Source organism: Demequina lutea (assembly GCF_013409005.1).
GTDB classification, from domain to species: Bacteria; Actinomycetota; Actinomycetes; order Actinomycetales; family Demequinaceae; genus Demequina; species Demequina lutea.
Map to the genome: position 1 here is coordinate 2,184,781 of NZ_JACBZO010000001.1, position 26,696 is coordinate 2,211,476.

The window sequence follows — 26,696 nt, forward strand, 5'->3', positions numbered from 1 at the left end:
TGTGCCAGCTCCGCGGCGCCTGCAGGCGCCCCGCGGAGCGCGTCGGCCACCTCCCTGTGATCGACGGTGAAGTCCTCCAAGAACTGGTCCAAGGTTGCCAGCGGCGGCGAGGTCCTCACTGCTACGGATCTCGCGCGGGTCGGCGGACGAGCGCTCGGGCACGGCTGTCCTCCGATGGGCGGGCCCGAGGCGGTGGCGAACCTCGCTCCCGCACCCGATCGTCGAATCACTGCGGGTGCGTCGGCACCACCAGGACGGGCACGGTCGCGAACTCCAGCACCCGGAGGGTCTCGCTGCCGACGTAGGGCAGCGCATGCCCCCGCCGGGAGACGCGCGCCAGCACGATGAGGCCAGCGCCGACCGATACCGCCTCCTCGAGGATCGCTGCAGCGACGGGGCCCTCCCGTCGGACCCCGCTGACCTCGACGCCGGCGGCGGCCCCCAGAGCGGCCACGTGCCGCAGGGCCGCGTCGCCGGCCTGCTCACGACGGTGCCGGATGTCGATCAGCCCTGCATCCTCATGCACCCGGCCGACGAGCCATGGCTCGAGGACGGTCACCGCATGCACCCGGGCGCCGAGGCGCTCCGCGTACTCCACGGCGACCGTCGCCGCCGCGAAGGCAGGCGTCGAGTCGTTCACGGCCACGAGCACGACATCGATCATGACCCCTCCGATCGCACAGACGGGCGGGCGTCCGCTCCGGCCGCCCCTGCGGCCCACCGCAGGCGCAGGCTCTCCTCAAGCTCGAGGGCGTCCAGCGCACGACGGATCGCCATGAGCCGGTCCTCGAGGCGAGGGATCCAGCGCTTCTCGACGGCATGCAGGCGGCTTCGGGTGGCGGCGAGCTCCGCCGAGACGAGCTGCACCGCCCTGGTCGCCACCGCCTGCTCGACGGCTGCCTCCAGCGCCTCGGCGTGCGCCGCGACGGCGAAGGAGAGGGCCGAACTGCCGCCTGCTGTCGTCGGCGGAATGCTCATGCCACTGGCCTCGAGAGGGAAAGCCACCCCCATCGCCCCGCCCCAGGTGACCTCAACCCGTGCAGGGACGCGCGGAGCGGTGGCCGCGATCTGCGCACGCCCGTCCAGGGCCGCCGCGCGCCGGAGCCAGGTCGCAGCGACTGCCGCTAGGTCCTGCCACCGGGCATCGCTGTGCGAGGCGACGATCTTGAGACGCTCCAACTCGTCGGCGAGGATGCGCTGCTTGCGGTCGAGCAGGTCGGCACCGTGCCGAGCGACGGTCAACCGACGCTCCAGCCGTACCCGCCCCGCCCGCCCGGTGTCAGCCATCGGAACCGCCTGGTGCCGCGGTGGGCAGGTACTCCTTGAGCATCGCGAGCGGGAGCATCGTGAGCTCCTGGCGAGGCAGCGCTGCGAGCGCCGTCCAGGCGCGGCCGAGCGAGTCCTCCATCGTGCGCAACTCGGTATCCCCCTGGTCGAACAGGTCCCGCTCGACCAGGTCCCTGCAGGTGAGGTAGGCACGGTCCGTCGCGCTCAGGGCCGAGACGCCGACCAGTTCGCCGAGCTCGCCGGCCTGCCTGGCGCGGGCCATCGCCGCGAGGACCTGCGAGGCGACGCCCAGATGGTCCTCGCGCGTGCGGCCAGCACCCGCACCGCTGCGCATCAGCCGCGAGAGGGACGACAGGACGTCGACGGGCGGGTAGACACCGCGCGCCTGCACCTCCGGCGAGAGCACGATCTGACCCTCGGTGATGTACCCGGTCAGGTCCGGAACCGGGTGCGTGATGTCCCCGGCTGGCATGGTGAGCACCGGCACGATCGTCACCGAGCCCTCGCGGCCACGGATCCGGCCGCAACGTTCGTACAGCGTCGCGAGATCGCTGTAGAGGTAGCCCGGGTACCCGCGGCGGGCCGGGATCTCCCGTCGCGCGGCGGCGACCTCCCGCAGCGCCTCGGCGTAGCTCGTCATGTCCGACATCACCACGAGCACGTCGTGCCCCTCCGCGAAGGCGAGGTGCTCGGCGATCGTCAGGGCAAGGCGCGGCGTGAGCAGCCGCTCGATCACCGGGTCGTCGGCGGCGTTGAGCAACAGCACGAGCTCGCCTGCGGACGAACGCTCCTCGAGGCGGTCGCGGACGAAGGCGATGTCGGCGTGCGTCAGGCCCATCCCGGCGAACACGACGCGGAAACTCGAGCCGTGCGCGGTCGCCTGCGCGGCGATCTGCGTCGCCAGCGCGAGATGCGGCAGACCCGGGACGGAGAAGATCGGCAGCTTCTGACCGCGGACCAGCGTCATGAGCGCGTCAATCACCGAGACCCCCGTGAGGACCGGGTCGCGCGGGGGCTCGCGGTGCACGGGGTTGAGCGGCCAGCCGCTCACCGGCAGGGACCGGTCGCACGTCACCGGCGGGCCGCCGTCCATCGGCTCGCCGCGGCCGTTGCACACGCGGCCGAACCACTCGGGCCCGACGGGGATGCTCAGCGGCCTGCCGTCGAAGCGCACCCAGATTCCGCCAGGCACCATCCCGCCGGTGCCCTCGAGCACCTGGAGGGTCACCAGGTCGCGGTCCACCTCCAGGACCAGCCCGTGCCGCGGACCGTCCGGCAGGTCGACGGTCGCGAACTCGTCCCAACCGACGCCCTCGGCGGCGACGACAAGGAGCGGGCCGCGCAGCTCCCGCACGTCCCCGTGCGCGACCTGGCCGAGCGGGGCGCCCTCCGCCAGCGGGGCAGGCTCCTGCGGCGGGGCCGGCTCCTGCGTCGGGGCCGGCTCCTGCGGCGGGGCCGGCTCCTGCGGCGGGGCCGGCTCCTGCGTCGGGCCTGTCATGTCAACGCCTCCAGCATCGCGATGACCCCCGCGCGGCGGCTGCGCACACCCTCGGCGTCGCTCGGCCCGACCTCCTCGCGGGCACGCAGCACCGCGCCGAGGTCCGCCTCCTCGAGGGTCGTCGCCGCCACGCCCGCCTCGACCCTGCGCTGACAGGTGTCGACGACGTCGAGCACGAGGCCCAGCAGCGCGGCGCCCTTCTCCGCCGAGCAGAAGGCGTCGTTCTCGCTCAGGGCGTTCTGCATGAGCACCCCGTCACGCAGCAGCCGACCGCCGAGCAGCACCACCCGCTCGTGCCCGGGCAGGGAGCCCGTGCCGATGATCTCCGCGAGCGAGGCGAGCCGGTCGGCCTCCGCGAGAAGCGCCGCCGCGCGGGCACGGTGCTCGGACCACTGGGGGTCGCCGTGCGCGGAGCGCCACGCACCGATGGCCTCGACGTCACGCGCGAACGAGCCACTCCAGCTCACGGCCGGGTAGTGCCGGGAGTACGCGAGGTCGCGGTCGAGCACCCACAGCGAGCGGACGAACCGCTGCGTGTCCGTCGTCACGGGCTCGGTCATGTCCCCGCCTGCCGGCGAGACGGCGCCGATCACCGTGGTCGACGCCGCGGACCCGCCGAGCGTCGTCACCCGCCCGGCCCGCTCGTAGAAGGCCGCGAGCTCGGAGGCGAGGTTGGCCGGGTAGCCCTCCTCGGCTGGCAGGTCGCCGTTGCGGTTGGCGAACTCGCGCAGAGACTCGGCCCAGCGGGAGGTCGAGTCGGCGATGACGACCGTGTCGTAGCCCATGTCGCGGTAGAACTCCGCGACCGTGATGCCGGTATGCACGCTCGCCTCGCGCGCCATCATCGGCATGTTCGAGGTGTTCGCGATGACGACCGTCCGGTCGATCAGGCGACCGCCGGTGCGGTCGTCTGTCATCCGGGCGAGCTCCTCGAGGACGTCGGCCATCTCGTTGCCACGCTCCCCGCAGCCGACGTACACGATCACGTCAGCGTCCGACCACTTCGCGATCTGCTGGAGCAGCAGCGTCTTGCCGGTACCGAAACCGCCTGGCACCGCAGCCGCCCCGCCGCGTGCGAGCGGGTAGACGAGGTCGAGGACGCGCTGCCCCGTGTGCAGCGGGACGACATCGCTCAGCCGTGCCCGGAACGGCCGTGGAAGGCGCACCGGCCACCGGTCGGAGAGCCGCACCTCCCTGTCGTTCACCCGGGCAATCACGTCGGTCGGCGCCCGCGGCTCAGGGCCTGCGATCCACGTCACGGCACCCACGACCCCCCAGGGCACTGTGACGCGGTGCTCGACGGATCCGGAGTCGGGAACGGTGCCCAGCACCTGGCCGGGAGCCACATCTGCTCCGACCTCGACGGCCGCGACGAAGGACCACGACCGCTCCTGCGCCGGGGAGACCCGCTGCGGGGTGAGCCAGACCGGGGCACCGGTCAGGGGGCGGAGCAGCCCGTCGAACGCCTGGCCGAGCAGCCCCGGCCCGAGCAGCCCGGACAGCACCTCCCCCGTCGCCGTCGCGCGGTGACCCGGGGTCAGCCCGCCCGTGTACTCGTAGGCCTGGACCGTGGCGCGTCCGCCGGAGATGCCAACGATCTCGGCAGCCAGGCCGCTCGGGCCGAGCGCGAGGACCTCACGCATCGCGATGCCGTGGAGCCCCTCGACCTCGACCAGCGGTCCGTTGACCCTGGTGACGGTTCCCGCCGGGTGGGCGGCGCGGCCCGTCGCTACGGCATCCACAGCTGCCTCACCTCCACGGCGTGCGCCTCGACCGCTGCGGCCGCGAGGACCGGGACCGACAGGTCGAGCCGTCGGCTGCCGTCCTCACCGATCACGCCGCCCGACGGGCTGGGCGTCACCGTGGCCAGCGGGCCGAGCGCCTCGTGGCAGCGCCGGGTGAGGTGGTCGACCCACGCCGTGTAGCGTTGCTCGCCGCGCAGGCCCTGGGCCGCCCGCACCACCTGGTCCACCAGCGCACGACGCAGCGCCTCCTGCTCGGCCAGGATAAGTTCGTTGGCCTCACGCCGTGCCCGTGCGGAGCGCAGGGCCGCGGCGGCCCTCGCGCCAGCCGTCCCCTGGGCGGCGGCGTCGGCGACGACCTCCTCGGCCCTCTGCTGCGCAGCCGTCAGGACCGCTTCGACCTCCTCGGCCGCCCGCGACTCGGTCTCGTCCGCCTCCGCCAGGGCGGCCGCGTGCAGCGCGTCCCGCAGAGGGTCCAGCGCGACGAGCGCGTCCTGACTCAGCCCCTTCACGGCATCACCACGCCCATCGGCGCACCGGGCGCCGTCAACTCCGGCCCGAGCGCTGCCGCAGCACGCGGGGTGAGCACCACGGCGCTCACCTCCGTCGGCATCGCCGCCCAGGCGCGCAGCACCTCAGCATCGGACTCCGCGGGCAGCACGATGGCGCCTGCGAGCCCGTAGCCCTCGACGAGGGCCCGCTCACCGAGTGCGGCGACACTACCGCTCACGACGTCCGCCATGAGGAAGTCACGCCTTCCCGATGAGGATCATCGCGACGACGAGCCCGTAGATCGCGATCCCCTCGGCGAGCCCGACGACGACCATCGCCCTGCCGAAGATCTCCGGCCGCTCGCTCATCGCTGCGAGCGCGGCCGAGCCTGTGTAGGCGACGGCGAACGCCGCACCGATCGACGAGCCGGCCACCGCGATCGCTGCCGCGATGAGCGCGGAGCCACCGATGCCCGCCGGGGCCGCCGTCTCGGCCGTGACCGCCGCCGTACCGACCGCCGCAGCCGCCGGGCCCGAGCCGAGCGCGCCCATCAGCAGGATGACCGCCCCGACTAGGACGAGCGCGTCGATGCCGAGCACCACGGCGAACCCGGCTCTGCCGCGTCGCCGCAGCAGGACCAGCGCCGTCACAGCGAACAGGGCAACCACAGGGATGCCAATGAGCCAGGGCGTCATGAGATTTCTCCTTGAGCAGGGCTGCCCTCCGGCAGCGTGGGTGCCCAGGGACGGAAAGGCCGCCCCTCGGACTGGAAGATGCGGGAGAACAGTTCGTAGTACTCCAGCCGCAGCGCCTGGATCCCCGCGACCAGCGCCTCCAGCGCGAACGTCACGACGTTGCCGACGACGAAGAGCAGCACGGCGGCGACCGCGCGCCAACCCGGCCCCCACAAACCCGTCGTCCCGTCCCAGACGATCATCAGCAGGGCGCCGTGGGTCAGGCCGAACGCGGCGAGCCTGGCAAAGGAGACGACGTTCGACCCGAGCCGCACGACGGTGTCGAAGAGCTCGACTACCGCCTGCATGACTCCGGATCCCCCGCCGCCCGCCTCGATGAGCAGTCCCGTGAAGACCAGGGCGAGCGCGGCGATCGCCACCACGGCGGCCACCACGACGACGGGGCCGAGGCCTGCGACCAGTCCCCAGGTCAGCAGGGCCGCCGAGGCGAAGAGCACGGAGCCTGCCACGCCCGTCCGCGCGTAGAGGGCGTAGCCCCAGCCGCCCTCCCGCACGCGGTTGACCGTCCCTATTCCGTAGGCGATGGCGAGCAGCACGGCGCCGAACCCGACGGCGGCGATGAGCAGCGCGATCGGGCTCTCGAGCGGGTCGAGCCACACGACGGGGATCAGCCCGGTCGGCCCGAAGGCCTCGCCGTAGAGCACGCCGAAGGCCATCGAGGCGAGCCCTGCGCCCGCGACGAACGCCCAGGTCCTGGCCAGGGCCGCGAGGCGCCCCGACCGGCGCCCGCGGAGCGCCAGGCCGACGACCAGCAGGATCGCCCCGTGCCCGACGTCACCGAACATCATCCCGAACATCACGACATAGGCCAGGCCCGCGAGCCGCGAGGGGTCGACGTCCGCGTACGGGACCGTCGCATACGTGTCCACGAGCGTGCGGGAGAGTCGCGGGCGGCGGGACGCCGGGGCGGTCAGCAGGGTCGGCGGCTGCACGCCGCGCGGGCGCGCGATCGGGACGACGGCGGCACCGTGCGGGCCGAGCGCTTCCTGCAGGGCCGTCAGGTTCCTGGCAGGCGTCCACCCGACCAGCCCGGTCAAGGTCCCCGACCGGACGGCCGCCCCCTGAGCCCGGTCGATCTCGCCGGCGTCCGAGCCCGGCGGGTATGGCAGGTCGAACTCGACCGTGCCGCTTCGTGCGACCTCGACGAGCATCTGCCGGCACGTCGGCTCGGTTGCGACGAGCGCGACCCGTTCCATCCGGACCGGGCTCAGGTCCTCACGCCACGGCATCGAGCACCTCGCTCCCGCCACCGGCGTCTGCGGCCGCCAGGGCGGCGCGCACCCGCCAGGCGTCGATCGCGAGCACAACAATCGCACCGAGCACCACCGATGGTCCCGGCATCGCCGTGCGCAGCAGCCGGAATGCGTCGTCCTCGACCGCCGCGACGGCACGGACCTCAGCACGCCACAGGTCCGTCGGCCGATCGATCCCGTTGAGCACGCTGCGGACGGCGACCGGCAACGCGGCCCGCAGCTCCGCAGGGTCAGCGGCCTCGGCCCAAGCATCCCCGATGAGCGGCCGCACCAGCCGACGCAACCGGTCAGACGGCCGGGACACGTCGACGAGGACAAGTCGTCCCACCGTCAGGGCGGCGGCGGTCGCCGCCCACGGCCTGGCCTGCGGTGCCGCAGCGGCAAGCTCCCGGAGCCAGCCGATCCGCAGCACATCGGCCAGGTTCGCCGGACCGCCCTCACCCGGGTCTCCCCAGCGCGAACGCCGCAGCGCCGTGCCGAGCTCCTCGCGAGAGGTCGCACCGCGCAACCGGGGCCAGGCCGTCGCCAGCGCTCCGAGATCGTGCTCCGGTCGCTCGGGGCCACCGTCGAGATGTCGGGCCAGGTCCAGGATGTTGTCCCGCTCGAGACCGGCCGCGGCCGCCCGCACGAGGCGGGTCCCGCTTGCCGGGAGCCAGCCGGCGAGCACCCGCAACTGCCACAGGACCGCGTCGGACGTCGCACGCTGTGCCTCCTCAAGCCCCCCCTCCTCTCCAGACCCGGCGTACCCGGTGCCCTCGAGGTCCTGCAGGGCTTCCGCGATACTGCTCCGCCCGGCGATCCGACGACAGGTGCCCGCCCCGACCCGGCGGCGGGCCATCGCCCGCGCGCGGACCGATGCGGCCACCCAGTCGGCGTTCACGGCAGCGTCCCCGTCCGCGGGTCGACGAGCGCCTCCGCCAGTCGCGAGGCCAGAGCCGCAGCCCGCCCTTGCCCCAGGGCCTCGACGCGGGCGACCTGCTCGTGGGCGTCGGTCAGCAGGGCGGCGTCACCGGCCGTCGCCTCGTCGTGGACCGCCGACGCAGCCCCCGCGCGGGCTGCGTCAGCCCGGAGGTGAGCCTCGGCCAGGAGTGCGGCGGCGCGCTCGTGCGCGGCATCGATGCTCGAGCGTGCGGCGCTCTTGGCCGCGGCCACCTGCTCGGCGCAGGCAGCGACCTCCGGCTCGAGGGCGGCGAAGACCGGGGCCAACTCGCTCGCGGGACCGGTGTTGTCGAGCGCGGGCACGCCGACCACCCCAGCGGAGCCAGGTGCGCCTGCGGGGCGGAACCGGTCGAGAATGTTGAGCAACGTCATGAGACGCCTCCATCTCCCATCGTACGGACGGGGAGGGCCGACGCCACGTTTTATCTCACTCTTTTTCCGAGTGCTTCCTGGTTATTGTCCGATTGCCACCTGGCAGCGTGCTGTGAATATGTCGCGAGGCCCGCCCACCGCTGGACGAGAAATCGTCGCAGGGCGACGCTTCCGGAGTCGCCTAACGGATTCCCCGTTGCGCACGCAGCACCATCCGTTGGGCAGAGGGAAGGCACATCCATGTCACCGGGTGGCCGTTCGATCCCCACCCTCGCGATCGTCGCCGCCGAGGTGGCCGGCGGCCAACACGTGCTTCTTCGCCACGTGCTCGCGCATTGTGGAGTGTTGCCTAGCTAGTGCCCGCGCTCAGAGGACCGCGAGACGCGCGGCCAGTGCGGCGAAGGCCTTTCCCCTATGCGAGATCGCGTTCTTTTGCGCAGCCGTCAACTCGGCCGCGGTCACGTCGTAGCCGACGGGGATGAAGATTGGGTCGTAGCCAAAGCCGCCACCTCCGGTCGCCGCGGTCGCGATGCTTCCCTCCATGCGCCCCTCGCACACCACCTCGAGGCCCTCGGGCGTGACGAGCGCGGCCGCGCACACGAACGCCGCGCCGCGATGTGCATCGGGAATGTCGATGAGCTGCGCCAGGAGGAGCCGCAGGTTTTCCTCGTCCGCGCCGTGCGTCCCGCTCCACAGCGCGGAGAAGATGCCCGGCGCCCCGCCCATCACGTCGACTGCCAGCCCCGAGTCGTCCGCGACTGCCGGCAGCCCCGTGGCCGCACACACGGCGCGGGCCTTCACGAGCGCGTTCTCGGCAAACGTCACGCCATCCTCGACGGGCGGCGGCACGTCAAAGTCCCTCGCCGAGGCGAGATCCGCCTCCGTCCAGTCGGGCAACAGCGGCGCGAGAATCGCCCACACCTCGTCGCGCTTGTGCGCGTTGTGGCTGGCAAACACGGCGCGGGGCGCGGCTGTCGGGGCCACGAAAACCGCCGCCATTACAGATCCAGCGCGATGGCCTGCAGCAAGGCGAGCTCGGCAGTGCCTGTTGCCGCCAGCTCAAGTAACGCGTCGAGTTCGGCCTTGGAGAACGCGGCACGCTCGGCTGTGCCCTGGACTTCCACGAAGTGCCCAGTGCCCGTCATGACGACGTTCATATCCGTTTCCGCACGCACGTCCTCCTCGTACGGCAGGTCGAGCATCGGAACTCCGTCGATGATGCCCACCGACACAGCGCTCACCGAGCCCGAAAGGGCCGCAGCATCGGCCTTGATCGCTCCCTGAGCCTTGCCCCACGCCACTGCGTCGGCGAGCGCGAGATACGCGCCCGTGATGGCGGCGGTGCGGGTGCCGCCATCCGCATCCAGCACGTCGCAGTCCACCACGATGGTGTTCTCCCCTAGCGCCTTCACGTCGATGATGGCGCGCAGCGACCGGCCGATGAGCCGCGAAATCTCGTGGGTGCGGCCACCGATCCTGCCGCGCACGCTCTCGCGGTCGTTGCGGGTGTTCGTGGCGCGAGGAAGCATCGAGTACTCGGCCGTGACCCAGCCCTCTCCCGAGCCCTTCTTCCAACGCGGCACGCTCGATGTGAACGATGCGGAGCACAGCACACGGGTATTGCCGAAGGTCACGAGGCAAGAGCCCTCTGCGGCGCGTTGGAAGCCACGCTCGAAGGCCACGGGGCGAAGTTGGTCGGGGGTGCGTCCATCGAAGCGAGTCATGCGACGAGCCTAGCGGCGGCTCAGATGTCGAAGACGACTCCCGGTGCGGCCAGCACCGCGTGGGGGTGTTCGGCACGCGCCTGGGCGAGCGTTGCCGTGGGGTCGACCCACGAGGCCACATGCGTCACCACCAGGCGCTTCGCTCGCGCGCGGCGAGCGAGTTCTCCCGCCTGGGCCCCGGTGAGGTGAATGCCAATCGGATTCTCGGCACGGTCGGCCCAGCCAGCCTCCGCGAGCAGGACGTCCGCGTCGGCGGCGATCGCCACGATGTCATCGCACAGGTCCGTGTCCCCCGTGAAGACCACCGTGGCCGCCCCTCCCGACTCGGAGGGCCCCTCGATGCGATACGCCAGTGCGGGCACCGGATGCCACGCCCTCGCGGCCGTCACCGTGAACGGGCCAAGCGAACGCGTCTCGCCTGGCGCGAGCGCCCGCCACGCGAACGGTGCGAGCCCCGCGTCGTCGCTTGCACCTTCGACCTGACGCACCCTCTCGTCGATGCCGTCGGGCCCCCACAGCGGAATCGGCGCGAGTCCCGTCCCCGAGGACGGCCCATAACGCAACAGCACGGACAGCGAGGCGAGATCCGCGCAGTGATCGGGATGCCCATGACTGATGAGAATGCCGTCGAGGGTCGCCGGGTCTAGGACCGCTTGCAGCGGGCCGATCGCTCCCGACCCCAGGTCGAGGAGGAGCCGCCACGTGCGGCCGTCCGCTTCGGCGTCGAGGAGATAGCTCGACGCCGGATTGTCGGGTCCCGCGACGGACCCCGCACAGCCGATGACGGTGAGCCTCATGAGTGCAACTGCTCGACCGACTTCACGACGGGCCCAAGGAATCGCTGTGCCAGCGTCTCGAAGGTCGCGGAAGTGCCCGTCACGAAGAAGCGGTGCTCGGGCGCGGCGTCTGCCGATCGCTCGAGCCCGGCGGCCGCGAGCACGCGGTACACGTCCATCGCCGTCTCCGTGGCGGAGTCGACGAGCGTGACGCCCTCGCCCATTACGTACGAAATGGCGCCCTGGAGCATCGGATAGTGCGTGCAGCCCAAAATGAGGGTGTCGATGTCGGCGGCCTGCAACGGAGCCAGGTATTCGCGCGCCACGTCGATGACCTCCGGACCACTCGTGACCCCCCTCTCGACAAGGGACACGAAGTCGGGGCACGCCTGCGACGTCACCGTGATGCCGGGTGCTGCCACGAGCGCGTCGTCGTAAGCACCCGAATTGATCGTGGCAACGGTGCCGATGACGCCGATGCGCCCCGATCGCGTTGTCTTCGTCGCGCGCCTCACCGCGGGAACGATGACCTCGACCACGGGCACGCCCTTGTCGCGAGAGAAGCGCTCGCGGGCGTCCCTCAACACGGCCGCTGACGCCGTGTTGCACGCAATGACGAGCATCTTCACCCCGTCGGCGACGAGCGCATCCATGATCGCGAGCGCGTGCTGACGCACCTCGGCGATGGGCAACGGCCCGTACGGCCCATTCTTGGTGTCTCCCACGTAGTGAATGGACTCATTTGGCATCATGTCCATGATCGCGCGGGCGACGGTCAGCCCGCCCACCCCAGAATCGAAGACCCCGATGGGCGCGTCAGACATCGTCCCTCATTACGTAGTTCATCAATGATTCCTGAAGCCATGTCAGCGCTTCGTAGAGCATCCCGAGCCAGACTCGCTCCGGATTTTCAGTTGCGGACGCCGCATAGGCGCCCGATTCCGCGTCGTGGGCTCGGCCTATTTCAGCGTGGAGATCCGCGGCGTCCTCATCCGTCTCGAGCCCAAGGCGCGAAGCGATTACGAGCCGCATGTCGGTCAGCGCCGCGGCGGTGTTCAGCGCCTCGGCCGCGGGGACGACCCATTCGGGCCCGTCATCGCTCAGCGCCCTCCAGATGATGCGCAGGCGGTCGACTTTCAGGGTGCGGAGTTCTGGCTCCGTAAAGCGGCGGAATTCGTCGGCCACCTCGCGATCGTCTGGTGCGGCGTTCGGCAGGACTCGCAACACCGCCGGGTCGTCGGGATCGGTGAGCGCGTCCTCGAGTCCGCGCAGATAGCGAAACAGAGGGTCGTCGCCTTCGTCGTCGGCCTCTGGTTCCATTCCAAACGGCTCTCCCCCGAGGAGCAGCCCGACGTCGGCGACGACGCGTGCGATCACGGCTCTCTCCTCGGCGTCAAGTTCCGCGACGGCCGCGTCGGACGCGGACGCATCGGCCATCGCCTGGAAGCCCCTCATTCGCCGCTCCTTTGAAGCGTCGCCCACAGGCCGAACCCGTGCATGGCCTGGACGTCAACCTCCATGTGCTCGCGAGCACCGGATGACACCACGGTCTTGCCTCTCTCGTGAACCTCACGCATGCGACGCTCCGCCTCTGCGCGCGTCCATCCAAAGTACGACTGGAACACGTGCGTCACGTACGACATGAGGTTGACTGGGTCATTCCACACCAAGGTCACCCACACGTCGTCGGTTCGGGTCGCGACATCGACGTCGGGTGCATTGAGAGGCTGGGTCGACACGGTCTCAGGGTAAGGCCGTCAGGCACCGTCAAGCGAGAAGACGCAGTCGCCGGCGCCGCTTTCGCCGGGGAAGCTACTCGTTGCCGTCGCCCTCAGGTCCGTATGCGCTGTCGAGAATTTCCTTGCAGGCGGGGCAGACGGGAAATTTCTGGGGATCCCTATTGGGGCGCCACACCTTGCCGCAGAGCGCGATCACGGGCTCTCCGGTCATGGCGGATTCGAGGATCTTTTCCTTGCGCACGTAGTGGGAGAAGCGCTCACCATCACCGGGTTCCACGAGCTCGCGTTCGCGCGTGCGCTCAACAGTCGACAAGGAGCCGCCGGTCGTGGGGGCGTCAGGAGTGATACTCATGTCTCCATCGTAAGCGCTCGCGCACCGGATCTTGCGGTCAGCCAACGGCGCCAACGAGTCGTCCCGATCGCGCGTCGTACCACCGGCCCGCGAGCGACGTTCCCCACCACGCAATGACCCCGCCCGCGAGCGGACCCCACACGATGCACAGCGGCCACCACGCGCCCCCCCACACGAAGGCGAACACCAACGGGGCCACGATGAAGGGGACGACGATGCTCGTGCCCACGGACGACACCAACTGCCCCGCGAGACTCGCGCCAATCGAGCCCGCGTCCGCGCCGAAGGGGCTCTCTCCTGGCGCAGGGACGCGATAGGGCATCAGCACAGACGTGATCGAGGCGACGCCGAGCGCCATCCCGAGAGTTCCCAAAGCGGTCGCGGCCACCGCAGGGAAGACATCCCACCGACCGGCAAGACCGGCGGCGGCAACGCTCAAGACCACCAGCGTGGGACCCGCCCACAGCACCACGCCGAGGAGCCGGCCGACGAGGATGTCGGAGCCTCGCACCCCGCTGACGATGTCGAGCCACGAGCCGCTCGAGTCGAACGCGAGGTCGTTGTGGCGCCCCCAGCCAATAGTGACACCGAGGAGAACCGGCAGCACGGCCATCCATACCTGCCTGGCGCCGCCAAAACTCAGGACGAGCCCACCCATCATCACGGGAAACGCGAGCGCTCCCACGAGTTGCGTGACGTAACGCGGATCGGTTCGCCACGATCGGGCCGTCCGTGTGAACACCGCCCTGGACACCGGGTGGACGAGCGACCAGAGGCGTCCCGTTCGCTGCCCCGATGTGAGGATCGCGTCGCGGCTGCGCCGAACGCCCGCCCCACGAGCCACCGGGTGGACAAGCACATGGGAGACCGCATCGCGCCACGCGAAGTAGAGCACGACGGCCCACGCCGCCACCATGGCGAGGCGCCACACGGCGCCCCACCCATCGCCCACGACAATTGATCCGGGCGCGGCCAGGCCCGCTCCGATGGGCGTGCGCCCCAATTGGGTGAGCGCGGTCGCGATCTCGTTCTGAAGAAGGCCCGCAAGTCCCTCCGCACGGACTCGCACTATCGCGGCGGCCCCCGCCATAGCCGCGACGGCTACGGACGCGCCCACGACAACCTTGGCTGCGCGCGTCGCGAGAAGGCGCACCGCCCAAAGGGTGGCCACTCGCGCCGAAAACACCCAGGTCAGCGCCGTCAACAAGGCGCCGATGAGGGCCACGACGAGCACGGTCGCTTGCCTGTCTTCGCCACGCCAACTCCCCGCCATGATCAGCGCGACGCCGACAAAGACGATCGCCGGAATGGTGGTGAATGCCGCGATGGCCAGCCCAGGCATCAGGCGCTTCGCGTCAATCCCCCACGGTGCAAACCGCGCGGGGTCGAGCGAGGCGTCGACCCCGGTAGCCAGAAGGGGAACAAGGACCCAGGCGAGCCCCACGAGCGCCGCGAGTGCAACGAGCGCACTCTGCTTGACATCGAAGCCGGTCTTGCTGAGCGCCGAGCTGCCCGCCACAAGCGCGGGCACGATCGAGAGCGACCAAAGAGCGCCGACGCCGACAAACACCAGCCGCCACCAGTCGTGTTTGAACTGATTGACCAGAATGCGCCACCTGAGGCTCAGGATTGCTGCAACCACGTCAGATCCCGTTGCTCGCTCGTGTCGCCTACAAGCGCAACAAATCGCGCCTCAAGGTCGCCATCGCCCCGCACCTCGTCGAGCGGGCCTTCCGCCAGGACGCGGCCGGCGCCGATGATCGCGACCCGGTCGCACAGCCTCTCCACGAGCGCCATCACGTGGGAAGAGATCACGACGGTGCCGCCGGAAGCCACGAACGACTGCAAGATGTTCCGGATCCCCGTGGCGGACACGGGATCGACGGCCTCAAAGGGCTCGTCGAGCACCAAAACACGTGGTGCGTGAACCAACGCGCATGCGAGTCCGATCTTCTTGGCCATGCCCGCGGAAAAGTCGGTGACGAGGGTGCTGCCCGCTGCAGCTAGGTCGAGGGCGGCGAGGAGGTCGTCCCTGCGCTCCCTCACCACGTCGGGATCGAGCCCCCTGAGGATGCCCGCGTACGAGATCAGTTCGGACCCCGTGAGGCGATCAAAGGTGCGCAGGCCATCAGGCAGCACGCCGAGCATCGGCTTGGCAATGGTGGGGTTCTTCCACAGGTCGACGCCGTCGACGATGACGACGCCCGCGTCAGGCGTGAGTAACCCGGTCGCCATCGACAGGGTGGTCGTCTTGCCCGCGCCGTTTGGTCCCAGGAGCCCGAAGAAGGAGCCTGCGGGAATCTCTAGGTCGATGCCGTCGACGGCGATGGTGGACCCAAAACGCTTGCGCAGCCCGTGGAGGCCGAGGGCAGGGCGATCTGAGGGCATAGCGACAGGATAGGCGTCCGATTCTGACTCGAGTCGCGGGCGCTAGGCGGACGTGAAGACGAATGTCAGGTATGCCACATAGGCGGCGACAAGAAGTAGACCCTCGATGCGCGTCACCCTGCCCCGACCGAGCGGCCACACGGCGAACACGACGAGCGCCGACGCAAAGGCAAACACCACGGGGATATCGCGCATCACGAGGTCCGCAGAAATGGCCGCGGGCGAAATCACTCCCGCGAGCCCAATGACTCCAAGCGTGTTGAAGAGGTTGGAACCGATCACGTTTCCAAGGGCAAGGTCGTTTTCACCCTTGCGCGCGGCGGCAATCGACGAGGCGAGCTCTGGCGCGGAGGTGCCGAGGGCCACGACCGTCAGTCCGATCACGAGGTCGGACCATCCCAGGCCCTTCGCGATCGCCACCGCCCCCCACACCAGCACCCTCGATGAGACGACCAGCAGGAGAAGGCCCGCGATGAGCCATCCCCATGCCGCCCTGCGCGTGAGCGGGTGGGCGGCGGCCTCGGCCTCAACCTGCTTGCCCAACTCGTCGTCCGTGGAACGTCGCGCCACCAAGATCGACCACACGATGAGGACCACAAGCACCGCGAGAAGCACCACCGCGTCGGCCCTGCTCACGTGCTTGTCGAAGGTCAGCACGCCAAGCAACACGGTGACGCCTAGCAGCACCGGAAGTTCCTTGCGCAGGATTCCCCTATGCACGAGAACGGGGGTCACCACCGCGGTCACACCAAGGATCAGGCCGATGTTGGCGATGTTGGAGCCCAACGCGTTGCCGAAGGCCAACTCGGGCTGGCCTCCCGCAGCGGCGAATACGGACACCACGAGTTCGGGGGCCGAGGTGCCGAATCCGATGACGAGCATGCCCACCAGGAGCGCAGGCATTCCGAGGTATCGCGCCACGGCCGCGGCGCCGTCGACAAATCTGGCGGCACTCCAGGCGAGCGCCGCCAGGCCGATCACGGTGGCGAGGATCGCGAGAATCACGGCATGACCCTACCCGGGACCAGGAACGGCTGGTCCCTCACCCGCGCGGGGGATTTTCGGCTCAAGCCCGTGACTCGCAACCTACGGTCACGTAGGGTGAGGGGCATTCGCACCGCGAGCGAGAGCTCACATGTCCTGGTGGGAAGTCCCCGTTCGACCCTCAGGAGAGCAATGACCGCCTCGGCTCCGCGAGCAACCCAGCCCCCCGTCAACCACGTGACGCGTTCCTTCACGCCGCTCGCCACCACGGTGCGCGACATGGGGCTTCTCAATCGGGCGTATGGCTTCTACGCCATCTACGCGGCAGCGATTGCCGTCGCGCTCGGCGGAGTGATCACGGGGTTCATCCTGTTGGGCGACTCGTGGTTCCAACTGCTCATTGCGGGCGCCCTCGCCGTCGTGCTGACTCAAATTGCCTTTCTCGGCCACGAGGCGTCGCACCGCGCCATCCTCGTTTCTGGCCCCGCGAATGACCGCGTGGGACGGTTCCTGAGCACCGTGCTCGTGGGCATCAGCCACCAGTGGTGGATGAACAAGCACAGCAGGCACCACGCGAACCCGAACACGATGGGCAAGGACCCCGACATCGCGAGCGACACGATCAGGTTCACCGAGCAGGACGCGTCGACGGCCACCGGCCTCGTCAAGCAGATCGTCAAGCGCCAGGGCTGGCTGTTCTTCCCGCTGCTCACCATGGAGGGTCTGAACCTTCACTACCGCTCGGTTGCGTCACTCGTGACGGGCGGCACGCGCAAGCAGAAGTGGACGGAACTGCCCTCGATCGCGCTGCACTTCGGCCTGTACCTCGTGCCCCTGTTTTGGTTCCTGCCCCTCGGAATGGCCTTCGCCTTCTTGGGTGTCCAGATGGCCGTGTTCGGCGTGTACATGGGAGCGTCGTTCGCTCCCAACCACAAGGGCATGATGATCATCCCCGAGGGAGTCAAGGTCGACTTCCTGTCCCGGCAGGTGCTCACGTCGCGGAATGTGAGTGGCGGTTGGCCGATGTCGATCCTCCTCGGTGGCCTCAACTACCAAATCGAGCACCACCTGTTCCCCAACATGGCGCGCCCACATCTTCCGCGTGCCCGCGAGATCGTCCGCGAGCATTGTGCACAAGAGAACCTCGAGTACACCGAGACCACGCTGATGAACTCCTACGCAATCGTCATCGCGTACCTCAACCGTGTAGGCCTCGCCGCTCGGGACCCGTTCGACTGCCCCGAACGCGTCGCTCTGGGTCGCGGGTAGTCCCACACACTCGGCGCCTTGACGCCGACGCTCGGGCCTTTGGTCCCCCAATGGTCCCGCATCGCAAGCGTGCAGGGCCAATAACCGGGACCTTGGCAGGGGAGTCCCGGGCGGGACCTCCTAGGCAAACTTGGGACCAACGGCACACAAATTCTGTAGAGCGCGACTTAGCCTGAAGGTGTTTCACGCGGACGTGAGGATCGCTAAGTCGCAGCCTACGGATCGCCTCGCATGGGGACGGCGAAAGCCGTCGAACATCCCAGGTGAGGCGCCGATGGCTCCCTAAGTGGTCTGTCCACGTTCGTTCCGCGCTCGTTGGACCGAACAGGTTTCCCCCATGACTTCACAACTCCCCCAGTACCCCGGCCTTCCCGCAGTCATCAACGGGAATGGCGCCGTAGCGCACGTCATGAAGCACGTGTGCGGTGGCGTGATCGGCTACCCCATCACCCCGTCGACCGAGATCGCGGAGCTCTTTGAGCAGGCGCGGGCCGAGGGCCAGCTCAATGTGTGGGGCAAGCACCCCTTCTTCGTCGAGACCGAGGGCGAGCACTCCGCACAGAGCGGTGCGCTGGGCGCGGCGCTCACCGGCGGCGAGTACATCTCCAATGCCTCGTCGAGCCAAGGCATCTTGTATGCGATGGAGTCGCACTACGTGACCGTCGGCAAGAAGATCGGCGGCTTTGTACTGCAGGTCGCCGCCCGCGTGGTGTCCAAGCACTCGCTCAATGTCATGGCGGGCCACGACGACGTCTACGCCTTGCTCCCTTCCGGCTACACCATCCTGTTCGGATCGAACCCGCAAGAGGCCGCGGACCTCGCAGCGATTTCGTACCGCGTCTCGGCACTGTCCCTCATCCCCGTCACCAACGCGATGGACGGATTCGCGACAAGCCACGTCATGAGCGAGGCGCTGCTTCCCGAGCCCGCGCTGCTTCGCGACTACCTGGGCGACCCGTCTGGCCGCATCAAGTCGCCGACGGTGGCTCAAGAGATGCTCTTTGGCGCCAAGGGGCGCGTGTTCCAGTTGAACGGATACCTGGGCCGCCACGCCGACGACTTCACCGAGCAGGCGCTGACCGCCCTGCGCACACACCTTGAGGGCGCCGCTGATGCCATCGAGGCCGACAACGCTGGCGACCTCGTCGACGCGACCCTCGCGTGGGTCCCCAAGGACCTCCAGGCACAGTGGCGCCGCCAGTGGGTCAACTCCGACGAGAAGGGCACCAGGCAGCGCGTTCCCGCGCTCGTTGACCTTCACAACCCCGGCATTACCGGAACCGTGCAGAACCAGCCCGACTTCCAGGCGGGTGCCGTCGACCACCGCACGCACTTCGCGAGCGCCGTGCCAGGACTCATCCGCCAGTCGATGGATGAATACGCAGCGCTCACCGGCAGGGCCTACTCGCCGATCATGGCGTATGACTGCGAGGACGCCGACTACGTCATGGTCGGCCTCGGCTCGATCACCGACGATGTGCGCGCCTTGCTCCCCTACCTGCGTTCTCAGGGTGTCAAGGTGGGCGTCGTGTCCGTCAAGGCTCTCCAGCCGTTCCCCGAGGCCGAACTGGTCGAGGCCCTCGCATCGGCCAAGTCCGTGATGGTTCTCGAGCGCTCCGACGAAACCGCACTTACCCGCGCCGTGACCCAGTCACTCTTCAAGGCCCGCGCGAACGCCGATCGCCCGCAGCACGACGGCATCCCCGCGATGGCCAAGACGCCGTCGCTCACCACCGCGATCTTCGGCCTTGGCGGCCACGACGTGCAGCCGCGTCACCTGATTGCCGCGTTCAAGCACATGTCCGACGGCAAGAACACCCCGCTCATCTACCTGGGCTCGCAGTTCTTCGGCAAGGACTCGGTGAAGTCGCTCGCGGTACTCGAAGACAAGTTGCGCGCCGCCTACCCCGAGACCGAGGCGATGGCGCTCGAGACCGAGGACAACCCCATGGGCTTGCTCCCCGAGTCCGCGCTGCGCATCCGCTTCCACTCCGTGGGCGGCTACGGAACGGTGGCGACGGGCAAACTCCTCACCGACATCCTCGCCGGCGTGCTCGACATGCACTCGAAGTCGGCGCCCAAGTACGGCTCCGAGAAGAGCGGCGCGCCCACCAACTACTACATCACCCTGAGCCCCGAGGCGGTGCTCTTCACGAACGCCGAGCTCGAGGATGTCGAGGTGGTCATCTCCCCCGACCACCAGGCGTTTGTTCACACCAACCCACTCAAGGGCCTCATCGAGGGCGGCACGTTCATCCTGCAGTCCGACCTCGCCGCCCTTGACGTGTGGCGCGGTCTTCCGGCCTATGCGCGCCGAACCATCCGCGACAGGCACATCAACTTCCTCATCGTCGACGCGTTCACGGTGGCAAAGAAGCACGCCCCTACCGCCGAACTCCAGACCCGCATGATGGGTATCGCGTTCATCGGCGCGGTGGCAGGACACGTTGACAGGGTGTCCTCGGGCGCCTCGGAAGAGGCCATCCTCGAGAAGGTCCGCGCCCAGATCTCCAAGAAGTTCGGCGGCAAGGGCGCGGCGGTCGTCGACGCCAACATGTTGGTCATCAAGGATGGCATTGCCGCGACGGTGATGGTGGACTACAACGCGCCAGAGTTCGTCGAGGCCGACGACAAGCACGCCGTCCCGGTGCTCAACACCGGAGCGGTCTCCGCCTCGATGTGCCCCGCGGCCAGCGAGCCGCGCGCAAGCAACCTCTTCGACCCCGCCTACTACGAGGACCTGATGGCGCGCCCGTTCCGCGAGGGCACCATCGGCGAGTCTCCCGTTCTGCCTGGTACCGGCATGTTCATGCCGGTGGGAACCGGTCAGACCAAGGACAAGGGCCTGTTCCGTCGCGTGGCGCCGGTCTTCAACGCCTCCAAGTGCACGGGTTGCCTCGACTGCGCGATGGTGTGCCCCGACGTCGCGATCCCCAACACGGTTCACGAGATTCACGACCTACTCCTCACCGGCATCGCGAGCATCGACGCGACGGAGGGCCAGCGCGAGAGTCTGCGCGCGAAGGTCTACCCGCTGGCCGAACGCGTCCGCGAGTCGTACCGTCAGGACAAGACGGACCGTCGCTTCGCGGACGTCGTCGCCGAGTCCGCAAAGGGACTCGACGCAGACAAGTCGATGCGCCGCCACCTGGACGCACTGGTCACCACCCTGGCGACCTTCCCCGTGGCACGCACGCGGCCGTTCTTCGACTCGATGGAGAAGGAGGTCCCCGGAAGCGGCGGCCTTTTCTCGGCAGCGGTGGACCCGTGGAAGTGCACGGGCTGCCTCCAGTGTGTCGAGGTCTGCGGCGCCGGAGCCCTCACCGCGGTTGACCAAACCGAGGACGTCTTGGCCACGCTCGAGGCTCAGTTCACGTTCATGAGCAAGCTGCCCAACACTCCCAAGCGCTTCACCGAGGGCTCCACGAGCCCCGACGGCGACATCAAGCGCATGCTGCTCGATCACACCAACTACTACGCGACCACGGGTGGCCACGGCGCCTGCAAGGGCTGTGGCGAGGTCACCGCAATCCGCCTGGTGACGTCCATGAGCCGCGCGCTCGGCGACGAGCGTCGAACCGCGTACATCGAGGAACTCGAAGAGCTCATCGAAAACCTCTCCGCAAAGCGCGACGGACTCGCCGACGGCGACTTGGACCGCCGCGACCGCATCGGCCGCGTGTTGGTCGAACTGGACAAGGCGCTGTACTTCTCGGAGGCCGGCCCCACCGGTGGAGGCCCAGCCCCCACCGTGGTCGCCAACGCGACGGGTTGCTCCTCGGTCTACGCATCGACGATGCCCTTCACGCCATACCTCGACCCGTGGGTCAACAGCCTGTTCCAAGACGCCCAGCCGCTTGCGTCGGGCATCTACGAGGGAATCTCCACCGCGCAGGTCGGCGAGGTCAGGGCCGTCAGGCAGGCACGACTCGAACTCGAGGATGCCTACGACCCCGAAGTCGACGGCAAGGCGCTCAGCACCCTGTCGTGGCACCACTTCACCGAGGACGAGCGCAGGCTTATGCCAAACGTGCTCACGATCGGCGGCGACGGCGCGAGCTATGACATCGGCTTCGGCGCAATGTCTCGCGTCCTCGCGAGTGGCACCCCCGTCAAGATGCTGGTGCTCAACACGGGCGCCTACTCGAACACGGGAGGCCAGGCGTCGACGGCTAGTTTCATCGGCCAAGACTCCGACCTCGCCAGGGTTGGCAAGGCGCACAGCGGAAAGCATGAGGGCCGCAAGGACCTCGCGCTGCTCGCCTCGTTCCACCCTGGAGTGTTCGCAAGCGCCACGTCGACCGCGATGCACGGCCACTTCCTGACGACCTCGATGCGGATGCTCGCATACCAAGAGGGCGCCGCCGTGATGGACATCTACACCCCGTGCGGCACCGAGAACGGCATCGCCGAGGACCTTTCCAACGCCCGGTCGCAGCTCGCGGTCGAGAGCAGGATGAGCCCACTCTTTGTGCACGACCCCAGCAAGGGGACGACGCTACGCGACCGGTTCTCGCTCGATGGCAACCCGGATATCAACAAGACGTGGACCACCAGCACGATCGAGTACATCGGCGAAAATGGCCAGCTCGAACTGATGGAAACGCCCCTCACGCCCGCCGAGTTCGCGCTCGGCGAGGTCCGCTTCAAGAAGCAGTTCCACAAGCTGCCTGCGGACGCCGAGGTGACCGCGACCCCGGTCGCGGAGTACGTGGAGATGAGCCTTGCGGCTCGCGAAGGCCACGTGCCATTCGTGTGGGCGACGGACGCCGACAAGCGCCTCATCAAGGTGGCCTGCACGGCGGCGATCGTGAGCCTGGTCGAGGACCGCAAGCGCTTCTGGCAGACGCTGCAGTACCTATCCGGCCAGCACGAGGACCAGATGGAGGACAAGTACCGCAAGGAGGTCGAGGCGCTCAAGGCCCAGTACGAAGAGGTCCTGCAACTGCGCGAGAGCTCGCTCGACGACATCGCCACGGCCATGTCGGCCCTCGCGGCATCGAGCAAGGCCCCCGCGCGTGGTCGTACGTCGCTCCCCCTGACCGTCACCAGCGGCAGTTCCGTGGCTACGGCACAGGCTCAGGCACCAGCCCCGGCAGCGGCCGCAGCAGCGTCGTGCGCCGAGGTTGCGGAGGGGGGCACCGGCCCCATCTACTTGGACCCGGCCGACGAGGTCAAGTGCAACGACTGCGGGACCTGCTACCAAGAGCTGCCTCAGTTCTTCGAAAAGAAGACCATGATCATCGACGGCGAATCCCAGACCGTCGCCACGATGGTCCCCGGTGCGCTCGATACGGTCCAGCTGACGCCCGACCTTCAGAAGCGCATGGACAGGGTCAAGAACTCGTGTGACGCGGAGATCATCAAATGAGCATCGTCGACGACACGGTGAAGGCCTCGGGTTCTCCTCGGGACGACCTGCGTCGGTATCTGGGCGCCAAGGATGCGCTCGAGACCACCGCTGACGAGATGGAGGGCTTGGAGGGTTCCGCAGGCGTCGAGACCTTCAAGCAACAGCTCGATCTTCTCAAGCGGCGACTCGTGGAGGATCCGTCCTCCTTCAGGGACCTGTTCATCGAGGATGGAATTGCCGCGGCCTCGTGGGAGTTCCAGCAGCCCGAGCTGAGCGATGAGTTCCTCGAGACGCTATGGGGCATCCTCACGAGCGACAGCGACGCCAGCACGGTTTTCATGAGGTTCATCTGGAGCCTCCCCGTGGGCAAGAAGCGCTCGTTCATCCGCGCCGTGGATCGCGTCCTGTCGGACCGCTACCCCATGCTCAAGGGCTTTTCTGCGGCGTGGCCTGCCAACGTCGCGATTCCTCCGTACATCAGGGAACCCGACGTACGCGCCGAGGACTTCGACCTGGTAAACAAGGGCTACCTGGGGTACATGGACCTAGGGCTGACGCCTCGCGAGGTGGACGTGCTCGTGTGGCTCGAGGTGCTGCGCGACAAGCAGTGCGAGGAGCGCCCGTGCGAGCTGGGGGGCCTCACGAAGAACACGGACGAGCGCATAGGGGGCTGCCCCGTCCGCATTCACATTCCCGAGATGATCGATCGCATCGGTCAAGGCGACTTCCGTGGGGCACTCGAGCTGATTCAGGGCTCGAACCCGTTGCCAGACGTCACCGGTCGTGTGTGCCCCCAGGAGCTTCAGTGCCAGGGTTCATGCATCCTCAAGGTGCCGATGTCGATCGGCCAGATCGAGTTCTTCCTGCCTCAGCGCGAGAAGCTTCTCTTCCCCGATGCCAACACGGAGCATTTCGCAGGCTTCGCCGACCCGTGGAAGCAGGGCACCAAGCCCCCCATCGCCATCGTCGGCTCCGGCCCATCCGGGCTCATCAACGCGTACCTCCTCGCCGTCGAGGGCTACCCCGTGACGGTGTTCGAGGCGTTCCACAAGCTCGGTGGCGTGCTGCGCTACGGCATCCCCGAGTTCCGTCTTCCCAACGACCTCATCGACGACGTGGTGGAGAAGATCCGCCTCTTGGGCGGCAAGTTCGTCATGAGCTTCGTGGTGGGCAAGACGGCCACTCTGCAGGATCTGCGCGACGCCGGCTTCTGGAAGATCTTCGTGGGCACGGGGGCTGGACTGCCGCGCTTCATGAACGTGCCGGGAGAACACCTCCTCAACGTCATGTCCGCGAACGAGTACCTCACACGCGTGAACCTCATGCAGGGCCTCAAGGAGGAGTACGAGACTCCCCTGCCCGTCATTAAGGACAAGGAGATCCTCATCATCGGCGGCGGAAACACCGCCATGGATGCGGCGCGCACCTCCCGTCGCCTCGGCGGCAATGTCACGATCGTGTACCGCCGTGGCCGCTCCGAGATGCCCGCCCGTGTCGAGGAACTCCACCACGCGCTGGAGGAAGGCATCGCACTCAAGCCTCTCGCCTCTCCGACCGAGTTCATCGGCGATGAGACCGGGTTTGTGAAGGCCGCGGTCGTCGACCACATGGAGTTGGGCGAGCCCGACGCGTCGGGTCGCCGAGCGCCCATCAGCACAGGGAACACCGAGACCATCAAGGCCGACCTGGTCATCATGGCCCTTGGCAACGCCTCCAACCCGATCATCAAGGACTCCGAACCACGGCTCGCCACGTCCAAGTGGGGCACCATCGTGCTCGAAAACGCGGGCTCACAACAGACCACGCTTGAGGGCGTCTACACGGGCGGCGACGCTGCCCGTGGAGGTTCGACGGCGGTCAACGCCGCCGGCGACGGGCAGAGCGCAGCCAGGGAGATTCTGGGCGACCTGAACGTGCCGCTCGAGCAGGTTCCTGACATGGTGTCGAAGGCTCTCACCTACACGGAACGTTGCCTGACGGCCTCGACCATCGTGGCCAAGAGGCAGCTGAGCGACGGCATTGTGGAGTTCACGGTCCGCGCCCCGGTCGTAGCCGATGCCGCGAAGGCTGGCCAGTTCGTTCGCGTCTTGATGTCGGACGGCGGCGAGCTCATTCCGCTCACGCTTGCCGACTGGGACACCAAGGCTGGCACGATCTGCCTCGTGATTCAGGGCATGGGCACCACGAGCATCCTCATGAACAAGATGGAGGTGGGCGAGTCCTTCGCGGGAATCGCAGGGCCGCTGGGCCTGCCTAGCCACGTCGAGCGCTACTCGGACGACTCCACCGTGGTGTTCACGGCGGGAGGCCTCGGCCTTCCCCCCGTCTACCCCATCGCAAGGGAACACCTCGAGTTGGGCAACCACGTCACACTCATCGCGGGCTTCCGCAGCGAGAACCTGATGTTTTGGGTGGGCGAGGGCGAAAGAGTCACGGACCTCAAGGCCAAGTACGGTGACCAGCTTGAGGTCGTCTACGCGACCAACGACGGAACGCTTGGTTACAAGGGCTTCGTCACTGGCCCTCTCGAGGAGATGCTCGAGGCGAATAAGGCCGGCAAGGGCCGCAAACTCGCCGAAATCGTCACCATTGGCCCACCGTTCATGATGAGGGCGGTGAGCGACCTCAGCAAGCCTTACGGCGTCAGGTGCGTCGCGAGCCTCAACTCGATCATGGTCGACGCCACCGGAATGTGTGGCGCCTGCATGGTGCCCGTAGAGATCGAGGGCAAGCCGGTGCGCAAGCACGCGTGCATCGACGGCCCAGAGCTCGACTCGCACATCATCGACTGGGACAAGTTCCTGCCCCGCTTCAACCTGTTCAAGACCCAGGAGAAGCAGAGCATGGACAAGCGGGGGCTCTCCCGATAGACGGTCTATCGGGTCCCGAACGGACCAAGCCAACGGCCGCCCACCCGCAAGGGTGTGGCGGCCGTTGTCGCTCTTGGTGGAGTCATTCTCCGCGGCGACGCGTGAACTGGAGCTGAGCACTCCCCAGGTGGCTCGCGTTAAGCGACCTTGCGACGGTAGATCGCCATGGCGATCACGTAGGCCGCGACCAGGATCCCGACGCACCACGCGAGCGCGACCCAGATGGCGGTGCCCACTGGTTGCCCGCCCAGCAGGTTGCGGATCGCGTCGACGATGGAGGTCACTGGCTGGTTCTCGGCGAAGGCGCGCACCGGCCCGGGCATGGTGTTCGTGGGAACGAAGGCCGAGCTGACGAACGGCAGAAAGATCAGCGGATAGGAGAAGGCGCTCGCGCCGTCCACTGATTTGGCCGTGAGGCCAGGGATGACCGCCATCCAGGTGAGCGCCAGGGTCAAGAGCGTCAGAATGCCCGTGACAGCGAGCCAGGCGAGCACCCCAGCCCCCGAGCGGAATCCCATGACGAGGGCGACAACCACGACGACGACCACCGAGATCAGGTTGGCGACGATTGAGGTCAGCACGTGCGCCCACAGCACGGACGAGCGCGCTATCGGCATCGACTGGAACCTCTCGAAGATCCCGCCCTGCAGATCGAGGAAGAGTCGGAACGCCGTGTATGAGATACCGGTCGCGATCGTGATGACAAGAATTCCGGGTAGCAGGTAGGCGACGTACGAGTCTGAGCCTGCGTTGATTGCCCCGCCGAGGACGTACACGAACATCAACATGAAGCCGATCGGCATCAGCGTTGTCGTGATGATCGTGTCCATGCTTCGGGTGATGTGGCGCAGGGAACGCCCGGTCAGCACGGCGGTGTCGCCGACAAAGTGAGTGGTCATGATG

Annotated in this window: 24 protein-coding genes; 3 read left to right on the plus strand and 21 right to left on the minus strand. The window is 68.3% G+C overall.

The genetic code is table 11. The features are described from left to right. Positions 1–226: 226 nt before the first annotated feature. The 20 genes from BKA03_RS10540 to BKA03_RS10635 all read right to left on the minus strand — a co-directional run bounded on the left by BKA03_RS10540 (position 227) and on the right by BKA03_RS10635 (position 16,322). Positions 227–664, minus strand: coding sequence for a universal stress protein (locus tag BKA03_RS10540; protein WP_062075995.1), 438 nt, complete (start codon positions 662–664; stop codon positions 227–229). Beyond that, entirely contained in the window at positions 661–1,287 is a 627-nt protein-coding gene (locus BKA03_RS10545; RefSeq protein WP_062075994.1) for a V-type ATP synthase subunit D, read from the minus strand. The genes BKA03_RS10540 and BKA03_RS10545 overlap by 4 nt, the downstream gene beginning before the upstream one ends. Further along, the gene (locus BKA03_RS10550) at positions 1,280–2,641 is read right to left on the minus strand and encodes a V-type ATP synthase subunit B (protein ID WP_202965766.1); all 1,362 of its coding nucleotides are present in this window, start codon (positions 2,639–2,641) and stop codon (positions 1,280–1,282) included. Before BKA03_RS10550 ends, BKA03_RS10545 begins: the two co-directional genes overlap by 8 nt. Before the next feature lie 140 nt (positions 2,642–2,781). After that, the gene (locus BKA03_RS10555; protein ID WP_062075993.1) at positions 2,782–4,527 is read right to left on the minus strand and encodes a V-type ATP synthase subunit A; all 1,746 of its coding nucleotides are present in this window, start codon (positions 4,525–4,527) and stop codon (positions 2,782–2,784) included. Next, positions 4,515–5,039, minus strand: a complete 525-nt coding sequence (locus BKA03_RS10560) for a hypothetical protein (protein WP_062075992.1) — start codon at positions 5,037–5,039, stop codon at positions 4,515–4,517. Before BKA03_RS10560 ends, BKA03_RS10555 begins: the two co-directional genes overlap by 13 nt. Continuing rightward, positions 5,036–5,269: a hypothetical protein gene (locus tag BKA03_RS10565; RefSeq protein WP_062075991.1), complete on the minus strand. Its 234-nt coding sequence runs from the start codon at positions 5,267–5,269 to the stop codon at positions 5,036–5,038. Before BKA03_RS10565 ends, BKA03_RS10560 begins: the two co-directional genes overlap by 4 nt. Before the next feature lie 7 nt (positions 5,270–5,276). After that, the gene (locus BKA03_RS10570; RefSeq protein ID WP_062075990.1) at positions 5,277–5,714 is read right to left on the minus strand and encodes an ATP synthase subunit C; all 438 of its coding nucleotides are present in this window, start codon (positions 5,712–5,714) and stop codon (positions 5,277–5,279) included. After that, positions 5,711–7,003 carry a V-type ATPase 116kDa subunit family protein gene (locus tag BKA03_RS10575; RefSeq protein ID WP_202965765.1) on the minus strand — a complete coding sequence of 431 codons (1,293 nt, stop codon included), beginning with the start codon at positions 7,001–7,003 and terminating at the stop codon, positions 5,711–5,713. Before BKA03_RS10575 ends, BKA03_RS10570 begins: the two co-directional genes overlap by 4 nt. Next, positions 6,990–7,907 (minus strand): hypothetical protein, encoded by a 918-nt coding sequence (locus BKA03_RS10580; RefSeq protein WP_062075989.1) that lies wholly within the window; start codon positions 7,905–7,907, stop codon positions 6,990–6,992. The genes BKA03_RS10575 and BKA03_RS10580 overlap by 14 nt, the downstream gene beginning before the upstream one ends. Continuing rightward, positions 7,904–8,338 (minus strand): hypothetical protein, encoded by a 435-nt coding sequence (locus tag BKA03_RS10585; RefSeq protein WP_062075988.1) that lies wholly within the window; start codon positions 8,336–8,338, stop codon positions 7,904–7,906. Before BKA03_RS10585 ends, BKA03_RS10580 begins: the two co-directional genes overlap by 4 nt. 366 nt (positions 8,339–8,704) lie before the next feature. Then, complete coding sequence (gene rdgB / locus BKA03_RS10590; RefSeq protein WP_062075987.1) at positions 8,705–9,337, minus strand: RdgB/HAM1 family non-canonical purine NTP pyrophosphatase; 633 nt, start codon at positions 9,335–9,337, stop codon at positions 8,705–8,707. Then, positions 9,337–10,062, minus strand: a complete 726-nt coding sequence (gene rph, locus BKA03_RS10595; protein WP_062075986.1) for a ribonuclease PH — start codon at positions 10,060–10,062, stop codon at positions 9,337–9,339. Before rph ends, rdgB begins: the two co-directional genes overlap by 1 nt. Before the next feature lie 20 nt (positions 10,063–10,082). After that, the gene (locus tag BKA03_RS10600; protein WP_062075985.1) at positions 10,083–10,859 is read right to left on the minus strand and encodes an MBL fold metallo-hydrolase; all 777 of its coding nucleotides are present in this window, start codon (positions 10,857–10,859) and stop codon (positions 10,083–10,085) included. Next, on the minus strand, positions 10,856–11,662 hold the full coding sequence (murI, locus tag BKA03_RS10605; protein ID WP_062075984.1) for a glutamate racemase: 807 nt from the start codon (positions 11,660–11,662) through the stop codon (positions 10,856–10,858). Before murI ends, BKA03_RS10600 begins: the two co-directional genes overlap by 4 nt. Beyond that, on the minus strand, positions 11,655–12,293 hold the full coding sequence (locus BKA03_RS10610) for a DUF2017 family protein (RefSeq protein ID WP_062075983.1): 639 nt from the start codon (positions 12,291–12,293) through the stop codon (positions 11,655–11,657). The genes murI and BKA03_RS10610 overlap by 8 nt, the downstream gene beginning before the upstream one ends. Further along, complete coding sequence (gene clpS, locus BKA03_RS10615; RefSeq protein WP_062075982.1) at positions 12,290–12,577, minus strand: ATP-dependent Clp protease adapter ClpS; 288 nt, start codon at positions 12,575–12,577, stop codon at positions 12,290–12,292. The genes BKA03_RS10610 and clpS overlap by 4 nt, the downstream gene beginning before the upstream one ends. A gap of 73 nt (positions 12,578–12,650) precedes the next feature. Then, positions 12,651–12,929, minus strand: a complete 279-nt coding sequence (locus BKA03_RS10620) for a DUF3039 domain-containing protein (RefSeq protein ID WP_062075981.1) — start codon at positions 12,927–12,929, stop codon at positions 12,651–12,653. Positions 12,930–12,966: 37 nt separating this feature from the next. After that, a complete protein-coding gene (locus BKA03_RS10625; protein WP_062075980.1) occupies positions 12,967–14,571 on the minus strand; it encodes a hypothetical protein in 1,605 nt (534 codons plus the stop codon). Further along, a complete protein-coding gene (locus tag BKA03_RS10630) occupies positions 14,553–15,317 on the minus strand; it encodes an ABC transporter ATP-binding protein (RefSeq protein ID WP_062075979.1) in 765 nt (254 codons plus the stop codon). Before BKA03_RS10630 ends, BKA03_RS10625 begins: the two co-directional genes overlap by 19 nt. 42 nt (positions 15,318–15,359) lie before the next feature. Further along, complete coding sequence (locus BKA03_RS10635; RefSeq protein WP_062075978.1) at positions 15,360–16,322, minus strand: calcium/sodium antiporter; 963 nt, start codon at positions 16,320–16,322, stop codon at positions 15,360–15,362. Between the two features lie 171 nt (positions 16,323–16,493). On the opposite strand from BKA03_RS10635, the gene BKA03_RS10640 reads away from it, so the two are divergent. From BKA03_RS10640 to BKA03_RS10650, 3 genes are all read left to right on the plus strand, one after another. Further along, the gene (locus BKA03_RS10640; RefSeq protein WP_062075977.1) at positions 16,494–17,570 is read left to right on the plus strand and encodes a fatty acid desaturase family protein; all 1,077 of its coding nucleotides are present in this window, start codon (positions 16,494–16,496) and stop codon (positions 17,568–17,570) included. 337 nt (positions 17,571–17,907) lie between these two features. Continuing rightward, complete coding sequence (locus BKA03_RS10645; RefSeq protein ID WP_062075976.1) at positions 17,908–22,941, plus strand: 2-oxoacid:acceptor oxidoreductase family protein; 5,034 nt, start codon at positions 17,908–17,910, stop codon at positions 22,939–22,941. After that, positions 22,938–25,793: a sulfide/dihydroorotate dehydrogenase-like FAD/NAD-binding protein gene (locus BKA03_RS10650; protein ID WP_062075975.1), complete on the plus strand. Its 2,856-nt coding sequence runs from the start codon at positions 22,938–22,940 to the stop codon at positions 25,791–25,793. The genes BKA03_RS10645 and BKA03_RS10650 overlap by 4 nt, the downstream gene beginning before the upstream one ends. 137 nt (positions 25,794–25,930) lie before the next feature. Here BKA03_RS10650 and BKA03_RS10655 read toward each other — a convergent pair whose 3' ends face one another. Then, on the minus strand, positions 25,931–26,692 hold the full coding sequence (locus BKA03_RS10655; RefSeq protein ID WP_062075974.1) for an ABC transporter permease: 762 nt from the start codon (positions 26,690–26,692) through the stop codon (positions 25,931–25,933). Between the last annotated feature and the right edge of the window lie 4 nt (positions 26,693–26,696).